Origin of the sequence: Pseudomonas sp. NC02, from assembly GCF_002874965.1 — a bacterium.
Taxonomy (GTDB): domain Bacteria; phylum Pseudomonadota; class Gammaproteobacteria; order Pseudomonadales; family Pseudomonadaceae; genus Aquipseudomonas.
Map to the genome: position 1 here is coordinate 3,480,395 of NZ_CP025624.1, position 17,427 is coordinate 3,497,821.

14 protein-coding genes are annotated in these 17,427 nt (G+C 61.6%); 5 read left to right on the forward strand and 9 right to left on the reverse strand.

Features of this window, described 5'->3' with window-relative positions:
• Nucleotides 1–17: 17 nt before the first annotated feature.
• The 3 genes from C0058_RS33165 to C0058_RS16575 all read right to left on the reverse strand — a co-directional run bounded on the left by C0058_RS33165 (nucleotide 18) and on the right by C0058_RS16575 (nucleotide 3,960).
• A complete protein-coding gene (locus tag C0058_RS33165; RefSeq protein WP_102369105.1) occupies nucleotides 18–2,012 on the reverse strand; it encodes an aminotransferase class I/II-fold pyridoxal phosphate-dependent enzyme in 1,995 nt (664 codons plus the stop codon).
• Between the two features lie 103 nt (nucleotides 2,013–2,115).
• Entirely contained in the window at nucleotides 2,116–2,907 is a 792-nt protein-coding gene (locus C0058_RS16570; RefSeq protein WP_102369106.1) for a CDP-diacylglycerol diphosphatase, read from the reverse strand.
• Between the two features lie 69 nt (nucleotides 2,908–2,976).
• Nucleotides 2,977–3,960 (reverse strand): aldo/keto reductase, encoded by a 984-nt coding sequence (locus C0058_RS16575; RefSeq protein ID WP_003217060.1) that lies wholly within the window; start codon nucleotides 3,958–3,960, stop codon nucleotides 2,977–2,979.
• 111 nt (nucleotides 3,961–4,071) lie between these two features.
• On the opposite strand from C0058_RS16575, the gene C0058_RS16580 reads away from it, so the two are divergent.
• From C0058_RS16580 to C0058_RS16590, 3 genes are all read left to right on the forward strand, one after another.
• A complete protein-coding gene (locus tag C0058_RS16580) occupies nucleotides 4,072–4,983 on the forward strand; it encodes a LysR family transcriptional regulator (protein ID WP_087692315.1) in 912 nt (303 codons plus the stop codon).
• Nucleotides 4,984–5,120: 137 nt separating this feature from the next.
• On the forward strand, nucleotides 5,121–8,876 hold the full coding sequence (locus C0058_RS16585) for a hypothetical protein (RefSeq protein ID WP_256579481.1): 3,756 nt from the start codon (nucleotides 5,121–5,123) through the stop codon (nucleotides 8,874–8,876).
• 98 nt (nucleotides 8,877–8,974) lie between these two features.
• The gene (locus C0058_RS16590; protein WP_102369108.1) at nucleotides 8,975–10,321 is read left to right on the forward strand and encodes a sodium:proton antiporter; all 1,347 of its coding nucleotides are present in this window, start codon (nucleotides 8,975–8,977) and stop codon (nucleotides 10,319–10,321) included.
• A gap of 3 nt (nucleotides 10,322–10,324) precedes the next feature.
• Here the strand turns inward: C0058_RS16590 and C0058_RS32810 are convergent, their stop codons facing one another.
• The 3 genes from C0058_RS32810 to C0058_RS16600 all read right to left on the reverse strand — a co-directional run bounded on the left by C0058_RS32810 (nucleotide 10,325) and on the right by C0058_RS16600 (nucleotide 11,307).
• On the reverse strand, nucleotides 10,325–10,465 hold the full coding sequence (locus tag C0058_RS32810; RefSeq protein WP_003217070.1) for a hypothetical protein: 141 nt from the start codon (nucleotides 10,463–10,465) through the stop codon (nucleotides 10,325–10,327).
• Between the two features lie 11 nt (nucleotides 10,466–10,476).
• Entirely contained in the window at nucleotides 10,477–10,689 is a 213-nt protein-coding gene (locus C0058_RS16595; RefSeq protein WP_003217072.1) for a hypothetical protein, read from the reverse strand.
• A 72-nt stretch (nucleotides 10,690–10,761) separates the two neighbouring features.
• Nucleotides 10,762–11,307, reverse strand: a complete 546-nt coding sequence (locus C0058_RS16600) for a hypothetical protein (protein WP_003217074.1) — start codon at nucleotides 11,305–11,307, stop codon at nucleotides 10,762–10,764.
• Between the two features lie 413 nt (nucleotides 11,308–11,720).
• Between C0058_RS16600 and C0058_RS16605 the strand changes: the two genes are divergently transcribed.
• Together C0058_RS16605 and C0058_RS16610 are read left to right on the forward strand one after the other, a co-directional pair.
• Entirely contained in the window at nucleotides 11,721–13,130 is a 1,410-nt protein-coding gene (locus tag C0058_RS16605; RefSeq protein ID WP_003217076.1) for a circularly permuted type 2 ATP-grasp protein, read from the forward strand.
• Between the two features lie 2 nt (nucleotides 13,131–13,132).
• Nucleotides 13,133–14,083: an alpha-E domain-containing protein gene (locus C0058_RS16610; protein ID WP_003217078.1), complete on the forward strand. Its 951-nt coding sequence runs from the start codon at nucleotides 13,133–13,135 to the stop codon at nucleotides 14,081–14,083.
• A 172-nt stretch (nucleotides 14,084–14,255) separates the two neighbouring features.
• On the opposite strand, the gene msrA is transcribed toward C0058_RS16610, so the two are convergent.
• The 3 genes from msrA to msrB all read right to left on the reverse strand — a co-directional run bounded on the left by msrA (nucleotide 14,256) and on the right by msrB (nucleotide 17,395).
• On the reverse strand, nucleotides 14,256–14,951 hold the full coding sequence (gene msrA / locus C0058_RS16615; protein WP_008433754.1) for a peptide-methionine (S)-S-oxide reductase MsrA: 696 nt from the start codon (nucleotides 14,949–14,951) through the stop codon (nucleotides 14,256–14,258).
• Between the two features lie 144 nt (nucleotides 14,952–15,095).
• Nucleotides 15,096–16,853, reverse strand: coding sequence for a cytochrome c biogenesis protein DipZ (locus C0058_RS16620; protein ID WP_087692313.1), 1,758 nt, complete (start codon nucleotides 16,851–16,853; stop codon nucleotides 15,096–15,098).
• 29 nt (nucleotides 16,854–16,882) lie between these two features.
• The gene (gene msrB, locus C0058_RS16625; RefSeq protein ID WP_003217084.1) at nucleotides 16,883–17,395 is read right to left on the reverse strand and encodes a peptide-methionine (R)-S-oxide reductase MsrB; all 513 of its coding nucleotides are present in this window, start codon (nucleotides 17,393–17,395) and stop codon (nucleotides 16,883–16,885) included.
• Nucleotides 17,396–17,427 lie beyond the last annotated feature (32 nt).

Consider the following 17,427-nt stretch of genomic DNA (forward strand, 5'->3'; position numbering starts at 1 on the left):
CCCGTCTTTTTTTGGAGTTAGCGAGTTTGATGCGCGTTGACGAACTGCCGGCAACGTTCACTGCGTGGGTCGATAAACACCGAGTCCGGCGAGCCGGTTTCCTCGATCAGGCCTTGATGCAAAAACGCGACTTTGGATGACACATCCCGGGCGAACGCCATTTCATGGGTCACCAGGATCATGGTGCGGCCTTCTTCGGCCAGGGAGCGAATCACCCGCAGGACTTCGCCCACCAGCTCCGGGTCGAGGGCCGAGGTGGGTTCGTCGAACAGCATGACTTTGGGGCGCATGGCCAGGGCTCGGGCGATGGCCACCCGCTGCTGCTGGCCGCCGGAGAGGAACGCCGGGTATTCATTGCGCTTGGCGGCCAGGCCAACCCGGTCGAGCAAGGCTTCGGCGCGCTCGATGGCTTCGGCCCGGCTTTCGCGCAGCACCTGGGTCGGCGCTTCGATCAGGTTCTCCAGCACGGTGCGATGGGGCCACAAGTTGAAGTTCTGGAACACCATGCCGAGTGTCGAGCGAATCCGCACCAGTTGCCTGGCGTCGGCCACCAGCGGTGCGCCGGGCCGGCCGTAGTTGAGCTTGATGCTTTCACCGTCGACGTGGATGCTGCCCTGGTCCGGCACTTCGAGCATGTTGATGCAGCGCAGCAAGGTGCTTTTGCCCGAGCCGCTGGCGCCGATCAGCGAGATCACCTCGCCTTCGTGGGCGGTCAGGGAGATGCCCTTGAGCACCTCGATATTGCCAAAGCGTTTGTGCAGATCGAGCACCTCGATCATCTTCTTCGCCGCCACCGGCTGTACGCTGATGATTTTCGCCGCAGGCTCGATTCGCGGTTCTCCGACGAGCTTGGCGACGAAGCGGCTGATACGTTCACAGGCTTCGGCCAGTCGCGCTTCACCCAGGGTAAACGACAGCCGCACAAAACCCTGGGCCGGCTCGCCGAAGGCCGCGGCATCCAGCACGGAAACCCCTGCTTCGCGGAACAGCCGCCAGGCGAAATCCAGGGAGCCGAGGCCGGTGTCCCGCACATCCACCAACACGAACATGCCTGCCTGCGGGGCCCGCACGTGAATGCCCGGGCAACCGCCGAGGCCTGCTACCACCAGGTCGCGGCGACGGCGGTAGGTTTCGCGCATGCCCTGGGTGACTTCATCGTGGGCCAGCACGGCGGCGGTCGCGGCCTCCATCACGAACCCCGGCAAGCCGTAGAGCATGCTCAATACCAGGGTTTCCGCGTGGGCCACCATCGCAGGCGCGGCGACGATCCAGCCGATGCGCCAGCCGGTCATGGCATGGGACTTGGACAGGCTGCCGATCACGATGCAGCGATCGGCCATGCCCGGCAACGCGGCCAGGCTATGGTATTCGCCATCGAACACCAGGCTTTCGTAGACCTCGTCCACCACGATCCACAGTTCATGCTCGATCGCCAGGTCGGCGATCACCTGCAATTCCTGAGGGTTGAGGACAACGCCGGTGGGATTGTTGGGGTTGGAGAAGAAGATCGCCCGGGTGCGAGGCGTAATGGCGGCAGCCAGCAGTGCCGGGTCGAGGCGAAAGCCCGAGTCGGCGGAACACGGCACCCGCACCAGCGTTGCGCCGCTGGCCTTGAGGGTCGCTTCGTAGGTGACGTACATCGGGTCGAGCACGATCACTTCATCACCGGCCTGCAACAGGCACAGCGAGGTGACGAACAAGGCGTTCTGCGCACCGGCCACGGTGATGACGTTTTCAGCGTCGAGCGGGCGAGCCAGGGACTGGCTGTAGCGCGCGGCGATGGCATCGCGCAGTGCCGGGCGGCCGGGGATTTCGGTGTAGTGGGTGTCGCCCTGGCGCAGGGCCTCGACGGCGGCGTCGGTGATGAACGAGGGTGTGGCGAAATCCGGATCGCCCACACTCAGGATGATGATGTCTTCGCCTTTGCTGCTGGCCTGGAAGGCGGCGTGGTGGATGTCCCAGGCGGCTACGCCCTGCCCTGCAATTCGCTCGACAAAAGGTGAAAACCGCATGCCAGTGCCTCTCGTTCAATCAGAAAAAGCGCAAGCCCGCCTGTTACCAGGCAGGGGGTGCAGCCAACATAATTGAAACTGAACACTCGTTCAACGGCAAACTTCACCGGATGTCGTTAACAGCTAAAACAGGTCGTTGTGGTGGTTTGCCCATCAGGTTGCATTGGCGGTCCTGCAGTTCTTCGGCGGAGGCCAGGTTCCATTCCTTGAGCGTCAACCGCGTGGTCAACAGTACGAAGTTGCCGTTCGCCGCCGGTGCCAACAGCAAGCTGTAACTGGCCATGGCATCGCCCTGGGCCTGCACGTAGTCATTCAGGATGGCCAATGGGTCGCGCAGGTCGAATTCCACCGCCGACAACGTACGGGCACTGTAGGTATGCCCCTGCAGTTTTACCGGCAGGGTTTGCCAGTGCTCGTCGAGGGTTGCCGCGCGTTCATTGAGGGTGTTGAAAATGTCGGGGCGCAGGCAGGCGATATGAATGTGCAACTGGTTTTGCGTGCGGCCATACCGCGAGTTGATCGCCAGGGATACATAACGGTCGGCAATCGGTGTTTGCAGGCCGGCCGAGAGTACATCGTGGTGTTTCCAGGCCTGGGCAAAGTAATGCGGCAACAAGTCCCGGGCCAGCGCGACGTCTTCGATTCCGGTGACTTTATCGGTGGGGATCAGTAAGTCCTGGTACGGGCCGTTGAGGTCCTTGAGCAGCGCGAACCCCTTGTCCGGATCAACCTCGAGGCAGGGGCGCGGATTCTGGTGCTGGTTCTGGTCGGGCACGCATTGACGGCTGACGATCTGCCACAGCACATCGGGATTGCCGCGCCATTTCCAGGCGGCTGCCACCGCCACCACACACAGCAAACCACCCATGATCTTGAACAAGGGACCGCGCTTCATGCCAAAAACCTCAACGCCAAAGGAATGTCTTTTGTGTTTTGCAGCTGCAAGACATCCCTGTCGCAAAGGTTAACGCTGGGCCGGGGCCATGAACTCCGGCCCTACCGGGTCTTTTATCGTGCTGGCCAGAATACGGTCGATATGTTGCAGGTCATCGGCCGTGAGCTGCCAGCCGAACGCATCTTCAACGCCTTTGAGCTGCTCCGGCCGGCGGGCGCCCCACAGTGCAACCGTGGGGCCCTGGTCCAGCACCCAGCGCAACGCCAGGGCCAGCACAGACTTGCCGTGGCATTCGCGAGCGTACACGTCCAATGCCGCGACCGCCGCCAGGTACTGCTCAAAGCGTGGCGCCTTGAATTTCGGGTCGAGCTTGCGCACGTCATCCCCGGTAAAACCCGTGGCCGCGTGCATGCTGCCGCTCAACAAACCCCGGCACAGCGAACCGTAAGCCAAAACCACCAGTGAATTTTGCTTGGCGTACGGCAGGATATCGCTGTCGATCGCCCGCTCAAACAGGTTGTAGGGCGGCTGCACGGTGTCCAGGTGCGTGTACTGGCGGAAATCGTCCATTTGCGCAGGCGAATAATTGCTCACCCCCACGGCAAGGATCTTGCCTTCACGGCGCAGTTTTTCCAGCTCGCCGGCGGTTTCCTCCTGAGCTACCAACGGGTCGGGCCAGTGAATCTGGTAGAGGTCGATGTAGTCGGTTTCGAGGCGCAGCAGTGAGTCTTCGATTTCCTTGCGGATACGTCGGGCCGTGGCATTGCGGCGCACCGTGCCGTCGTCCCATTGCAACCCGGCCTTGGTGGCGATCACCGCCGTGTGGCGTACGCCGCGCAGGGCCCGGCCGATCAGTTCTTCCGACAGCCCAAGGCCGTAGACCGGCGCACTGTCGATAAAGTTGATGCCGCTGGCCAGCGCATGGCGAATGGTCTTGACCGAGACCTCATTATCGGCGCCGCCCCACATCGAGCCACCCATGGACCAGGTGCCCAGGGCAATCCGCGAGACGGCCTTGTCGATGCCCGGGATCTTGATGGTTTCGATACTCATGAAAAAGCCTCCGCCAGAAACAATCAGTAAAAAAACGATTACTCTAGATCATCCGTGGTTGAATCGGGCTCAACGCCGCGTGCAACCCAAACCCCATAAAAGGTGCTTGATATGGCTGCGTTCAATCGCTCCGAGTTGGCCGACCTGAATGTCTTCATGGCGATCATCCGTCGCCGCAGTTTCCGGCATGCCGCCAATGAACTTGGCGTCACCACCTCGGCCCTGAGCCACACCATGCGCAACCTGGAAACGCGCCTGGGGGTCAAATTGCTGTATCGCACCAGCCGCGCCGTAGAGCCTACCGATGCCGGTGTGGTACTGGCGGAAAAACTCAGTGCCGGCTTTGCGACGATCCAGGACGGCCTCGACACCCTCGAACTGTACCGCGAGGCGCCGATTGGCCGCCTGCGCCTGAACGTACCCCGGGATGCCGCGGTGCTGCTGATTTCGCCGGTGCTCGGCGAGTTCACCCGCACCTACCCGCAACTGCGCCTGGACGTGATGATCGAGGACCGCATGCTCGACATCGTCGCAGAGGGCTACGACGCAGGGATCCGCTATGGCGCCACGGTGCCCCAGGACATGGTGGCCGTGCCGCTGACCGGCGAGCTGCGCTGGATCATGGTCGCCTCCCCGGCCTACCTCGCACAGGCAGGGACACCCGCAGTGCCCAGGGACTTGCTCACGCACTCCTGTGTACGCATGTACCTGGGCGACAAGACCACCTACAAATGGGAACTGGGCAATGGCGTACGCCAGCAGCGGCTCGATGTGCCCGGCCACTTCAGCGCGGCCGACACCCAGACCATCGTTGATGCGGCCCTGCAAGGCGTGGGTATCGCCTACTGCCTGGAGAATCGCGTGCTGGCGGAACTGGCCGACGGGCGCCTGGTGGAAGTGCTGCCCGACTGGGCCTGCATCGGCGCGCCGCTGTGCATGTACTACCCCAGCCGGCGTCAGTCGCAGCCGGGATTGCGCCAACTGATCGACATGATTCGGCTGAGGACCGCGGCGCACCCTTAGCATGGGCGCGTAAAACGCCGTATCAATCTGCATGCCAGTGGGATGGAATCGCTGAGGGGGCATCGGGTACGAAGAGTTACACCCGCTGGAGCGAAGCGCTGCTTGGGTGTACTCGATAAATTACCGGATCCCCTCCTATGACAATTGCTCCTACTCAGGCTACGGCTTCTTTCATTCCTTTGAACGCACCTGACAAGCCGCTTCCCCCGGCGCGGCTCCTGGCCGCAGCGCCGGAAAATGCCGCGCCAGGCTCCCCCGGGACCAGGATCCCCAGCCCGCGTGCCGATGCCGACGGTGAACTGGCAGGCCAGGTAGCCAGCGCGCTGCGTCAGGTCAAGGGCGACGGCCATGACGACGCGATCATGGTCGAGAACATTCCGCCGAACTCAACGTTCGGGCAGTGGTGGTCGCAGTTGGGGCGTGCCATGGAGTCCCCGCAAGTCCGTGACTGGATGAGGGAAAACGGGATAAACCCCAATTCAGTGATGATTGACCCCAATACCGGGAAGATCACCTACCAGCGAAGGCCCTCCGCCGCCGCGCAACCCAACGGCCCCGATGACAAAGGCTGGGCGCAGGTGGGCGCACAGGTCAGGGACGCCGCACGCGTTATCGGCGACGGTAACCCGATCCCCTTCAAACCGCCGCTCTCCCAAAACAGCAACAGTGCCCCCCTGTGGTTGGTGAGCCAATTCTACAAAGAGCAAGAACATATCCTGCCGGATCATGCCCACGAGCGTGCAGATGAGTTGGCGCGCGACAAAGCTTTTACCGGCGTGAGCGGCCCGCGTTTTGCGGACCTGCACGAAACCCGTGGTGAGGATGAGGTTGAGCGCCAGAAAGCCCTGGTGGGCAATACCCAGACGCTGAACACCGTGGGGCGTGAACTCAATTACCTGCTTGAGCGGATTCGATCGGGCAGCATTGGGAGCGGTGACGTTCTCGACTACCTGCAAAAGAATAAAGTCGAGCTTCACCCCGACAGCGCTTACCGCCAGGTCGGGAGCACCGACTCAGGGAGCACCATTAGCCTCAAGGAATTCCTTGAGATCAATGGCTGGGACGTGCCAACCACGCCCGAGGAGGTGGAGAACCTGACGAATTATCTGCTCAGGCCTGAACTCCAGACGCCGCTCCATGGCAATTATGGCGGTGCGCTGGAATGGCAGCCCCCGCTTGCGCCCGAGGCGGCGAATCAGCTGCGGTCCGACCTGCGCCGCGGCAAGATCGGCGACGTTGATTTGAACGGCGCCAGGAACGTAGTGGAATACCTCATGCAGGGCAAGTCGTTCACGCCTTCCGAGCTGGCTGACCCGCAGCGGGTGCTCGACTCGCTGATCCGCTCCCCCAAGGGCAAGGCGTTGGGCGAGGCCCTCCAGGCAAAATTTGACGCGCAGTCCATCAAAGGCAGTGCCACTGATTGGCTGTTGGCAGCCATGAGTGTGGACAAAGACAACTCGTTCCGCGCGACAGACCCCAGGTCCAGGCATCACATCGCCGGTTTTGCCGTGACCGGGAACAGTACCTGGGGCAAACCCGCCTCCGGTATCGTCAGCCGGTTGGCCGAACATCTTGTCAGCACCGGCAAGGCATCGTCACCCGAGGCAGCGGCGCTACAAGCGCATCTGCTGCTCTCCACCCGCGCTCCGGAGTTCCTGGTTAAAGACATCCCGGACCAGGTCACCCCGGGTTCCCATAGTTGGGTCAGTTTTGTCACCGCGGTAGAACGCATCGAAGCGCAGTCTCCGGGTTCAACCGCAGGGATGTCCTATGGGCAGGTCATGCTCCACGCTGAGGTCGCGCCGGTCTCCGCCCAGGAGCGTTATGTCGAATATGCCGCCCAGCAAGAGGCGCTCAAGGATTGGGGAAGCGCGAACGGTATGCCGTATCCGGTGACCGAAGGCCAAATGAATGATGTACGCGATGCATTCGATGCGCAGATCACCGAGCTGAGCGCGGCCAGTCAAACACAGAGCATGCCGATGCCATTACGCAAGGAAATGGCCCTGGAGCAGTTGCGCAAAGCCCTGCCAGGCATGGATACGGCAACCCTGGAAGACAAGAGCATCACGCTGGAACCCGCCCATAGCGATTTCCCGGGGCCTTATTCGATCCTCGACTTGTATATGAAGGACGCGCTTCACCATCGACCTGGCGTCGAAGAACCACCGGCCGTAGGGGTACTTGGAATTGGGCCCCCGCCCCCCGCTGACAATCAGTGGGTGACCTCATCCAGTACGTTGAACCTCAGCGAGGTGCTGGAAAAAACCAAAGACCTGCCAAGTATGCCGAACGTGTTCCAGGACGCGTTCGGGGAATACGCCGACGGCATCGAAAAAAGCGTCGCGGCCCAGGTCAAGTGGATGGTTTCGCGGCTCCCTGAAGAAGACCGTAAAAACCTGGAATACGGCGAAATCACAGTGGTCAGGGAAGTCGACGTCGATAAGGACAACTTTGGCAAGGAAACCCGCAAGCGGGTGCCCGAAGACAATTGCCTGCTGGTGAAAACCAGGCGCAAAAACCAGGTGCACACCTACGAAATCAATCTCAGGACCGCGAAGATTACCGAGCGTACGGACCTGGGTGACTTCACGGCAGGCAAACAGCCTTCCAACCACACCCATTACCATAAAGACCTGGAAGAAGTCATACCTTCGGGCGAGTACGCACCCGGGTTGACGGATGAAAAAATCCAGGACGCCAACCCCAAGAGCTTTGGCAGTGCCCGAACGTCTTATATTGCCGATGCCATGGTGACGGATGTTGATATCCGGTCATTCAAAAAAGAGGCCGAGGGGGTCACCACGCTTGATACCGAGGTTCCCTTTTACAAGAAAGTCAATGAATTCCTCCTCAACCTGATCCCCTTGAGGTCGGCAATCGTCAACTTTCAAAACGGCAACATCGGCGAAGGTGTCGGCGACCTGGCCCTGGATATATTTGGGTTTGCCGTGGGCCTCGGTGCGGCAGCCAGGGGGGCCAAGGCCGTGGCCGCCGGCGCATCGGCTTTCAGCAAGTTCGCCCAGGGCGCGAAGATTGTCGGGCGCGCGGCGCTGGGGAGTTTCAATCCGTTGAGCGGGGCTGATGATCTGGCCCGGAGTGCATTGAAGCTGGGGCGCACCACGCTGACCGCTGGACGTAACGGCGTCAATCATCTGCGTGGCGCCTTGCGCAGTGTCGACCTGACGTCACTGGCGAAAAAGCCCGGCATTGCCGAAGGCACTTACAAGGCGGCCAATGCGACCGAAGAAGCCAAGGTGTTTGCGAAGTTTGATGACGCCACCGGTAATTGGCACGCCTTGAATGTGAAAACCAGACAGCCCTTTGGCGAGCCGCTGGAAAATTTCAAAGCTGACGCCGTGCCCGTAGAAGCGCTTCGCGACAAACTGGAGAAGCTCCATGCCAAAACGGGATACACCGGGACAATCTGCTACGAAAAAACCATGTTCGTCGGGATGGCAGACAATGCACTCCCGTTGAAAACTCGCGAGGCCGTGCTGGGCAGTGTGGTCAGGAGCGGGGATTCCAATTACACGCAACGCTACAAGGATCTGATGGGTATTACCGCGGAGAATACCAGCGCCGTATTCAGGCCCGCGGACATTACCGAATCAGGCGTTATCAATTTCATGAGCAATAAAGCAGACGGCAATATCGTACACACCGCCTATATTCAAAAGAGCAGTGATGGAAAGCTCTATATCTACAACACCAACCAAGCCGGCCTGGACAAAGCCATGTTCGATGCCACTGGCACTCTTGATCAATCGGTCGGTGCAACGGTATTCAGTCTTGATAATGACGGGCTGCAAAAGTTTCTCGACTCGGGGTTCACCTTCTCCTTCACCCCAAACAGCACCCTCAATGCCAACGTAACACGCCTGGCGACCTGACAAACCGCGCATTGTCCGAGCAGTCAATGCGCGTTTTTTGAACCTCTCTCTCCCGGCAAACCTCAAACGTTCACACAGACCATGCCCGGGACTATTCAATGACCTTCATCCAATGGATGGCCGTACTGGGCGCGGTGTTGCTCACCCTCGCCCTCACCTCCTCCTACCTGCGCTGGATGCCGGTCACCACCTCGGCGGTGTGCCTGTTGCTCGGCGTGTGTATCGGCCCGCTGGGCATGGACCTGCTGCATCTGGACATCAAGGCCTCGGCCAGTTGGATGGAACACCTGACGGAAGTCGCGGTGCTGTTTTCGCTGTTCGTCAGCGGGCTGAAACTGCGCCTGCCCCTCAAGCACCGAACCTGGCGCATTGCGTTTGGCATGGCCGGGCCGGTGATGCTCTTGACCATCCTCGGGACGTGCCTGGTGCTGCATTGGCTGCTGGGGTTGTCGTGGGGGGTTTCACTGCTGGTGGGGGCGATTCTTGCGCCCACCGACCCGGTGCTCGCGGGCCTGGTGCAGGTCAATAACGCGCAGGATTATGACGCGCTGCGCTTCGGTCTTTCCGGTGAGGCAGGCTTGAACGACGGCACGGCCTTCCCGTTCGTGATCTTTGCGCTGATTTTCATGCAGCACGGCGGGTTCGACGGTGACTGGCTGGGCGGCTGGGTGCTGAAAAACCTGCTCTGGGCCGTACCTGCCGGGTTGCTCGTGGGCTACTGGATGGGGCGTGGCATCGGTCGCGTCACCCTGAAGATGCGTATCACCAATGCCGACAGCACCCTGTCACCGAATGACTACCTGACGCTGGCCCTGATCGCCCTCGCCTATGTGGTGGCCGAAGCCATCGGCGGCTACGGCTTCCTGTCGGTATTTGCCGCCGGCCTGGGGCTGCGCCAGGCCGAGTTCAAGTCCACCGGCAACTCACAAACCCCGGCGGAACATCTGGCACAGCCGGTGGTTGGCCACATGGAAGTTGAGCCGGAGCATGCGTTGCATGGCGATGTCGGGCAACTGCAGGACACGCAAATCGCCGCCGGGGTGATGATGGGCGACATGCTCGCCTTTGGTGGGCTGGTGGAGCGTTCGATGGAAGTGTTCCTGGTGACCTTGCTGGGCGTGGTGCTGGTCAGCCATTGGGACTGGCGGGCGCTGGCGGTGGGGGCGGCGCTGTTTTGCGTGATTCGCCCCCTCAGCGTGCTGTCGATACCCTGGGGCAGCTTGCTGAATCGCCATCAGCGCGGGCTGGTGGGCTGGTTCGGGATTCGCGGGATCGGCAGCATCTACTACCTGTTCTATGCCATCAACCACGGGCTGGTGGGCACCAGCAGTGCGGTCGCGGTGAACCTGACGCTGTCAGTCATTGCCCTGAGCATCGTGGTTCATGGTCTCAGCACGCAGCCGATGCTGGCGTGGTATGAACGACGTGCCCAGGCACAACAATGACGTCTACTCCTGGTTTTCAGTGTTGCCGACGTCAGCGGCATCATCCAGGTCGTTAAGCGGTACTTCGGCATCATCCATCAATGAACCCGGGTCTTCATTGCCCGGGTCATTGAGTTCATCGTCTTCGTCTATTTCAACTGACATCACCGTCTCCTCTAACCGCCTTGGGTATCGATATCGGCATCGGTTTCAGGCTTGGGCTCGCGCTCGGGCTTGAAGTCTGGACTGTAGTCGTTTTCCTTGGCCTTGGGGTCGCTGGCAGGCTTGGGGTCTTTTGGCGCGTCGGCCGCGGTGCCGGGGGCCGGTTCGCCGCGGTCGATGGCGGGATCGTTACGGTTGCTGGTTTGCGGGTCGTTGTCTGTGCTCATGGCTCACCTCTGTTGGAAAACGCAGACTGCGTAAAGGTAAGGTCCCGTGCGGGTCGGTGAAGTTCCAATTGCTTATGAGCCGGGATTGTCCACCTGGATGTAAAACGCGTAGGCCCCCAGCATCACCCAGAACACCATGAACAGCCAGGGCGCGCGCATCGAGAACAACAGCGACTTGCGATAGCCCTTGTGGGACGACTCCATCTCACTGAACAGTGGCGACTCATCGTAGGCCAGGCCCATGACCGGCTCGCTGCGCAGCAGTTCGCTCTGCTTGTAATGCCAGTGGTCGATGATTTCGTAGGCCGCCCGAATCCCCGGCCAGGCGTTGAGGGAACTGAGAATGCCCAGGGTCGCCAGGAACACGGGCACCACCAGGGTGAACAGCTTGCCCCATTCGGGGTTCAGGTTGCCCATGCCGGACACGAAGGCGATCACCAGGAATGACTGGGCCGTGAGGTAGGCGTCGGTGCGGTTGGCCAGGATGCTGGTTTCGTACTGGATTTCACGCCGGTAAAAGTCGAGACGGTCCTTGGGCGAACCGAAAATCTTAGCGTTGTGTTCGCTGTGGTCGGTCAGGCTCGATTCCGGGGTGTCGGGTGAGATGATTCTGGGCACATCCGTGCTCCGTGCTGGCATTTGAAGCAGTTTAGAAGAACCGGGCTGGTGCAAAGTTCAAGTAATCAGTGCACCGTTTTGAGGCGATAGGGCCGCATCGGTGGCGCGGGAGCTTGGGCCCGCTGGACCGGGACAGCGCTCCAGTGCGCAGCGGTCTGATTCCTTTTTGGGGCCCCTGCGCAGCCCAGCGGGAGCAAGCTCCCTCGCCACAAGGTGGATGGCACAGGCATTGCTTTAGTCCTTTATCTGCCCGGATACAGGAGCAATCGTTACCCCCCGACCCAGAGCCCACCCCAAAAGAAAGTAAGGACCAGGCCTGCTGGCACCATCAGCCACGGGCTCATAAAAAAATGCGTTTTCTAAAGCGGCAGTGCCAAAGCGCAGTTAGTCCCGGCACTGACAAGGTAATTGGAATGGCTCGATCTTTCTTTGATGAAATGAATGACGCACAAGGCGTTTGCCGTGCGCATTATCAGGAATTCTCCCGCTGGCTGGCCAACACGCCGCCAGAACTGCTGGCCCAGCGCCGCCGTGAAGCCGACCTGCTGTTTCACCGCGCGGGGATCACCTTCACCCTGTATGGCGACGAGCAAGACACCGAGCGCCTGATCCCCTTCGATATCATCCCCCGCAGCATCCCCGCCAGTGAGTGGAGTGTCATCGAGCGTGGCTGTATCCAGCGGGTGAATGCGCTGAACATGTTCCTTGCCGACATCTACCACGACCAACGCATCATCAAGGCCGGGATCATTCCCGCCGATCAGGTGCTGGGCAACGAGGGATACCAGAAAGCCATGGTCGGCCTGGACCTGCACCGCGATATCTACTCGCACATCTCCGGGGTCGACCTGGTGCGCGATGGCGACGGCACCTACTACGTGCTCGAAGACAACCTGCGTACCCCCAGCGGCGTGAGCTACATGCTCGAAGACCGCAAGATGATGATGCGCCTGTTCCCCGAGGTGTTCGCCAAGCAACGCATCGCCCCGGTGGACCACTATCCCAACCTGCTGCTCAAGACCCTGAAAAGCTCCAGCCGCCTGGACAACCCGAATGTGGTGGTGCTGACGCCGGGCCGGTTTAACAGCGCGTTCTTCGAGCATGCATTCCTGGCCCGGGAAATGGGCGTGGAGCTGGTGGAAGGCGCCGACCTGTTCGTGCACGACCTCAAGGTGTTCATGCGTACCACCGACGGCCCCAAGGCCGTGGATGTGATCTACCGCCGCATCGACGATGCCTTCCTCGATCCGCAGGCTTTCAACCCCGATTCGATGCTCGGCGTGCCCGGCCTGGTCGCGGCGTACTGCGCGGGCAACGTAGTGCTGGCGAATGCGATCGGCACCGGCGTGGCGGACGACAAGTCGATCTACCCGTACGTGCCGGAAATGATCCGGTTCTACCTGGATGAAGAGCCGGTCCTGCAAAACGTGCCGACGTTCCAGTGCCGCAAGCCGGATGAGCTGTCCCACGTACTGGCGCACCTGCCGGAACTGGTGGTCAAGGAAACCCAGGGTTCCGGCGGCTACGGCATGCTGGTGGGCCCGGCGTCCAGCGCGGCCGAGATCGAGGACTTCCGCCAGCGTATCAAGGCCCGCCCTCACGCCTACATCGCCCAACCGACCTTGAGCCTGTCCACTTGCCCGACATTTGTCGAAAACGGCATCGCGCCGCGGCATATCGACCTGCGACCGTTCGTGCTCTCGGGCAAGGAAACCCGCCTGGTGCCCGGTGGCTTGACCCGCGTGGCGCTGCGCGAAGGCTCATTGATCGTCAACTCGTCGCAAGGCGGCGGAACCAAGGACACCTGGGTGGTGGAGGGCTGAGTATGCTGAGTAGAACCGCCGCAGATCTGTATTGGATGTCCCGTTACCTGGAGCGTGCCGAGAACCTGGCGCGCATGCTGGAAGTCAGTTATTCGCTGTCGTTGATGCCCCAGGCCGGGCGCAGTGACGGGCTGGACGAGTTGGCCATGTCGCTGCTCAGCAGCGGCACCCTGGACAGTTACCTTGAGCGCCATCAGCAACTGGACGCCGAGCGCATGCTGCACTTCTTCGCCCTCGACGAGGAAAACCCCGCCAGTATCTACAATTGCCTGCGGGCTGCACGGGGTAATGCCCATGCGGTACGGGGGCGGATCACGGCTGATATGTGGGAAAACCTCAACGCCACCTGGCTGGAGATGCGCAGTATTGCGGCCGGCGGGTTGGCGCGGCATGGCATCAGCCACTTTTGTGACTGGGTGAAGCAGCGCTCGCACCTGTTTCGTGGGGCGACGTCCGGGACGATCATGCGTAACGATGCGTATCGGTTTATTCGGCTGGGGACGTTTGTCGAGCGGGCGGATAACACGTTGCGGTTGCTGGACGCGCGGTATGAAATGTTTGGGGAAGAGTCCGAGGAAGTCAGCGACCTTTCGGCACGCGGGTATTACCAGTGGAGCGCGTTGTTGCGGGCGCTGTCGTCGTTTGAGGCGTATACCGAGCTGTACCCGAATGCGCTGAATGCGCGGTCGGTGTCGGAGTTGTTGCTGTTGCGCAGTGATGTGCCGCGCTCGTTGCATGCGTGTATCGAGGAGTTGAGCCATATCCTGGCGGACCTGCCGGGGAGTTATGGGCGTACGGCCCAGCGTTTGGCGGCGGAGTTTGAGGCGCGGCTGAGGTATACGGGGATTGATGAGATTCTGGAGGATGGGCTGCATAGCCGGTTGACGGATTTTATCGACACCGTGCGGGAGTTGGCGCGGGCGATTCATAGCTCCTACCTTGAAGTCGTCTGATAATCGTTCCCACGCTGATCGTTCCCACGCTCCGCGTGGGAATGAATCCGGTGACGCTCCGCGTCACGACTTCAAGAGCGGACGCAGAGCGCCCTGGCGGCGTTCCCACGCAGAGCGTGGGAACGATCGTCCTGCGTGGGAACGAGCGTCGAGAGTGGGAACGATCATAGGTCTACTGGTTTTTCACCAGTACCGGTTCTGCGCGGTACTGCTCAGGGAACAATTTTTTCAGCTGGGCCACCTTTGGCAGGTCGTTGATCACGATGTAGGGGTACGACGGGTTTTCGGTCAGGAAGTCCTGGTGATAGGACTCCGCCGGGTAGAAGGCTTTGCCCATCTCGATCTTGGTCACGATCGGCTTGTCGAAGGCTTTCGCGGCGTCGAGCTGGGCGATGTAGGCCTGGGCGACTTTTTGCTGTTCGGCGTTCTGGGCAAAGATCGCCGAGCGGTACTGGGTACCGCTGTCCGGGCCCTGGCGGTTGAGTTCCGTGGGGTTGTGGGCGACCGAGAAGTAGATCTGCAGCAGCTTGCCGTAGCTGACCTTGCTCGGGTCGTAGGTCACGGCGACGGACTCGGCGTGGCCGGTGTCGCCGCCGCTGACGCTTTCGTACTGCGCGGTGCTCGCCGCGCCGCCGTCATAGCCGGAGACGGCGTTTTTCACCCCTTGCACATGCTGGAACACACCCTGCACGCCCCAGAAGCAGCCGCCGGCGAAGACCGCGGTTTGCAGGTTGTTCGCGTCTGCCGGCAGGTCCATGGCCGGCGGCGCGATGGCCACGGCGTCGTCGGACGGGCCGAAGGAGAACGCCGAGCTGTGGCCGACAAAGGCGGCGAACGCCAGGGCCGGTAAGTACTTAAGCAGTTTCATCTCAGTCACTCCGAAACATCAGGATAAATGCGGTCAACTGTGGGAGCTGGCTTGCCTGCGATTGAGGTGGTGAATTCAACATCGCTATCGCAGGCAAGCCAGCTCCTACATGATCGGGTTAACCATGCCAAATTTCGCTATGGGTTAGCCGAAGGTGAAGGCATAGGCCGCCACTTGCGGGTCCAGGAACTCGATGGTGAAGGTCCGGTCCTTGACCGCGCCCGGCTGGCGCACCAGTTGATACAGGCGTTGTTCGGTCACGGTGCCGCTGCCATCCGGTGCGACGTCGGTGCCGTGGGCATCCCCCGGCGCCTGGCCGTCGATGCTGACCTTGAAGCGCACCGGCTTGCCGTCGGCGCCCGGGCCCAGCACCAGGTGCAGGTCACGGGCGTGGAAGCGGTAGACGATCTTGCCGTTGGCCGCTGCGAGGGTGGCTTGCTGGCCGCCGACGTTCCATGGGCCTTCCAGGGTCCAGTTATTCAAGGCCAGGTTGCCGGCTGCCGGGTAGTTCACCACCTTGTCGGTGCCCAGGGTGCCGGTGGTCACGAAGTTCTCGGCGCGCTGGAAGCCCAGGTAGGTTTCCGGCGACTGCACTTCGTTCATGTCCGGTGCGGCCTGGATGCCCTTGGCATCGGCTTCGATCAAGCCGCCCGCCACCTTGGTAGCGCCCGCCTCCCGCAGCAGTTGCTGGATCACTCGCTCGGACTCGGCGTAGTCACCCTCGCCAAAATGGTGATAGCGGATCTGGCCCTTGGCATCGGCAAAGTAATGCGCCGGCCAGTACTGGTTGTTGAAGGCGCGCCAGATCTTGTAGTTGTTGTCGATGGCCACCGGGTAAGTGATGCCCAGGTCCTTCATGGCCTTGGTGACGTTGTTCACGTCGCGTTCGAAGGCGAATTCCGGAGCGTGCACACCGATCACCACCAGGCCCTGGTCGCGGTATTTCTCGGCCCAGGCCTTGACGTACGGCAAGGTGCGCAGGCAGTTGATGCAGGAGTAGGTCCAGAAATCCACCAGCACCACCTTGCCTTTCAACGCCTCGGCAGTCAGTGGCTCGGAGTTGAGCCATTGCACGGCACCGTCCAGCGGCGGCAACTGGCCTTCCACTGGCAGCGTGTCACTGTGGTTGGCGGCCATCATCGCGCCGCCGGCCATCATCGCCCCGCTCTTCTGTTCAGGCTTGGCGCTGAGTTTCTCCACCAGGCTTTGTTCCAGGCCACCGGTTGACGCCGTCGACAGGCGCGCCAGGATCCCGGTGTCCAGGCCCAGGGCGATGGCCGCCACACCGGCCAACATCAGGGCGCCGAGACCACGACGCAGCCATTCACCAGCGCCCAGCGAACGCTTCATGAAACCGAAGACTTTACCGCCGACCAGCAGCGCCAAGGCCAGGGAGGTGGCAGCCCCTGCCGCGTAGGCCAGCAAGAGCAAGGTAGTGCCGATACTGGCGCCCTGCAGCGCGGCGCCCGTCAGCACCAGCCCGAGGATGGGCCCGGCGCACGGCGCCCACAGCAGCCCGGTGGCCACGCCGATCAGGAACGATGCGCCCGGACGCGGCCGCGAATCGGCCCCGGCGGCTTCCGACAGGCGACTGCCCGCGGCCACCAGCGGCCGGGTCAGGCGCTCGGACAGGCTTGGCAGCAGCAGCGTCAGCCCGAATAGCGCAACAAACAGCAACGCGAGCCAGCGACCGTACTGATTGACTTGCACCACCCAACCGCCGCCCACCGCCGCGAGCGAGGCGACCAGGGCGAAGGTCATCGCCATCCCCAGCAGCAGCGGCAAGCCACTGCGCAAAAACGGCTGCCCGGTGCGAGCGAAGACAAAAGGCAGAACCGGCAGGATGCAGGGACTGACAATCGTCAGCACGCCGCCCAGATATGCGAGAACCAAAAGCCACATGGGGTAGACCCTTATAGGAAGACATTGAATTAAGTCGCGGTGAACGTCATGGCTGCGCCGTTCATGCAGTAGCGCAGGCCGGTGGGTGCCGGGCCGTCATCGAACACGTGGCCCTGATGACCGCCGCAGCGGCGGCAGTGGATTTCCTTGCGTACCACGCCGAAGGAGGTGTCGACGTGGCTGGCCACGGCGTTTTCCAGGGGTTGCCAGAAGCTGGGCCAGCCGGTGTGGCTTTCGAATTTGGTGGCTGAGGCGTACAGGGGCAAAGCGCAACCGGCGCAGGCGAAGGTGCCGTTGCGGTGTTCACTGTTAAGGGCGCTGCTGTAGGGGCGTTCGGTGCCCTCCTCCCGCAGGATCGCGTACTGCTCGGCGGTCAGCAGGGTGCGCCATTCGGCGTCGGTGTGGCTGACTTCGAAATGTTCGGCGGCTTCGGCTTCGGCGATCAGGGCGGGGCCGGCGTTGATTTTTTGCAGCAGGCCACCGGCGATTACTGCGAGGCCGAGGCCGCCGCCGGCGAGCAGGATCTGTCGACGTGAATACATGAGTTGCTCCTCACACAAGTGCGGATGGCTGG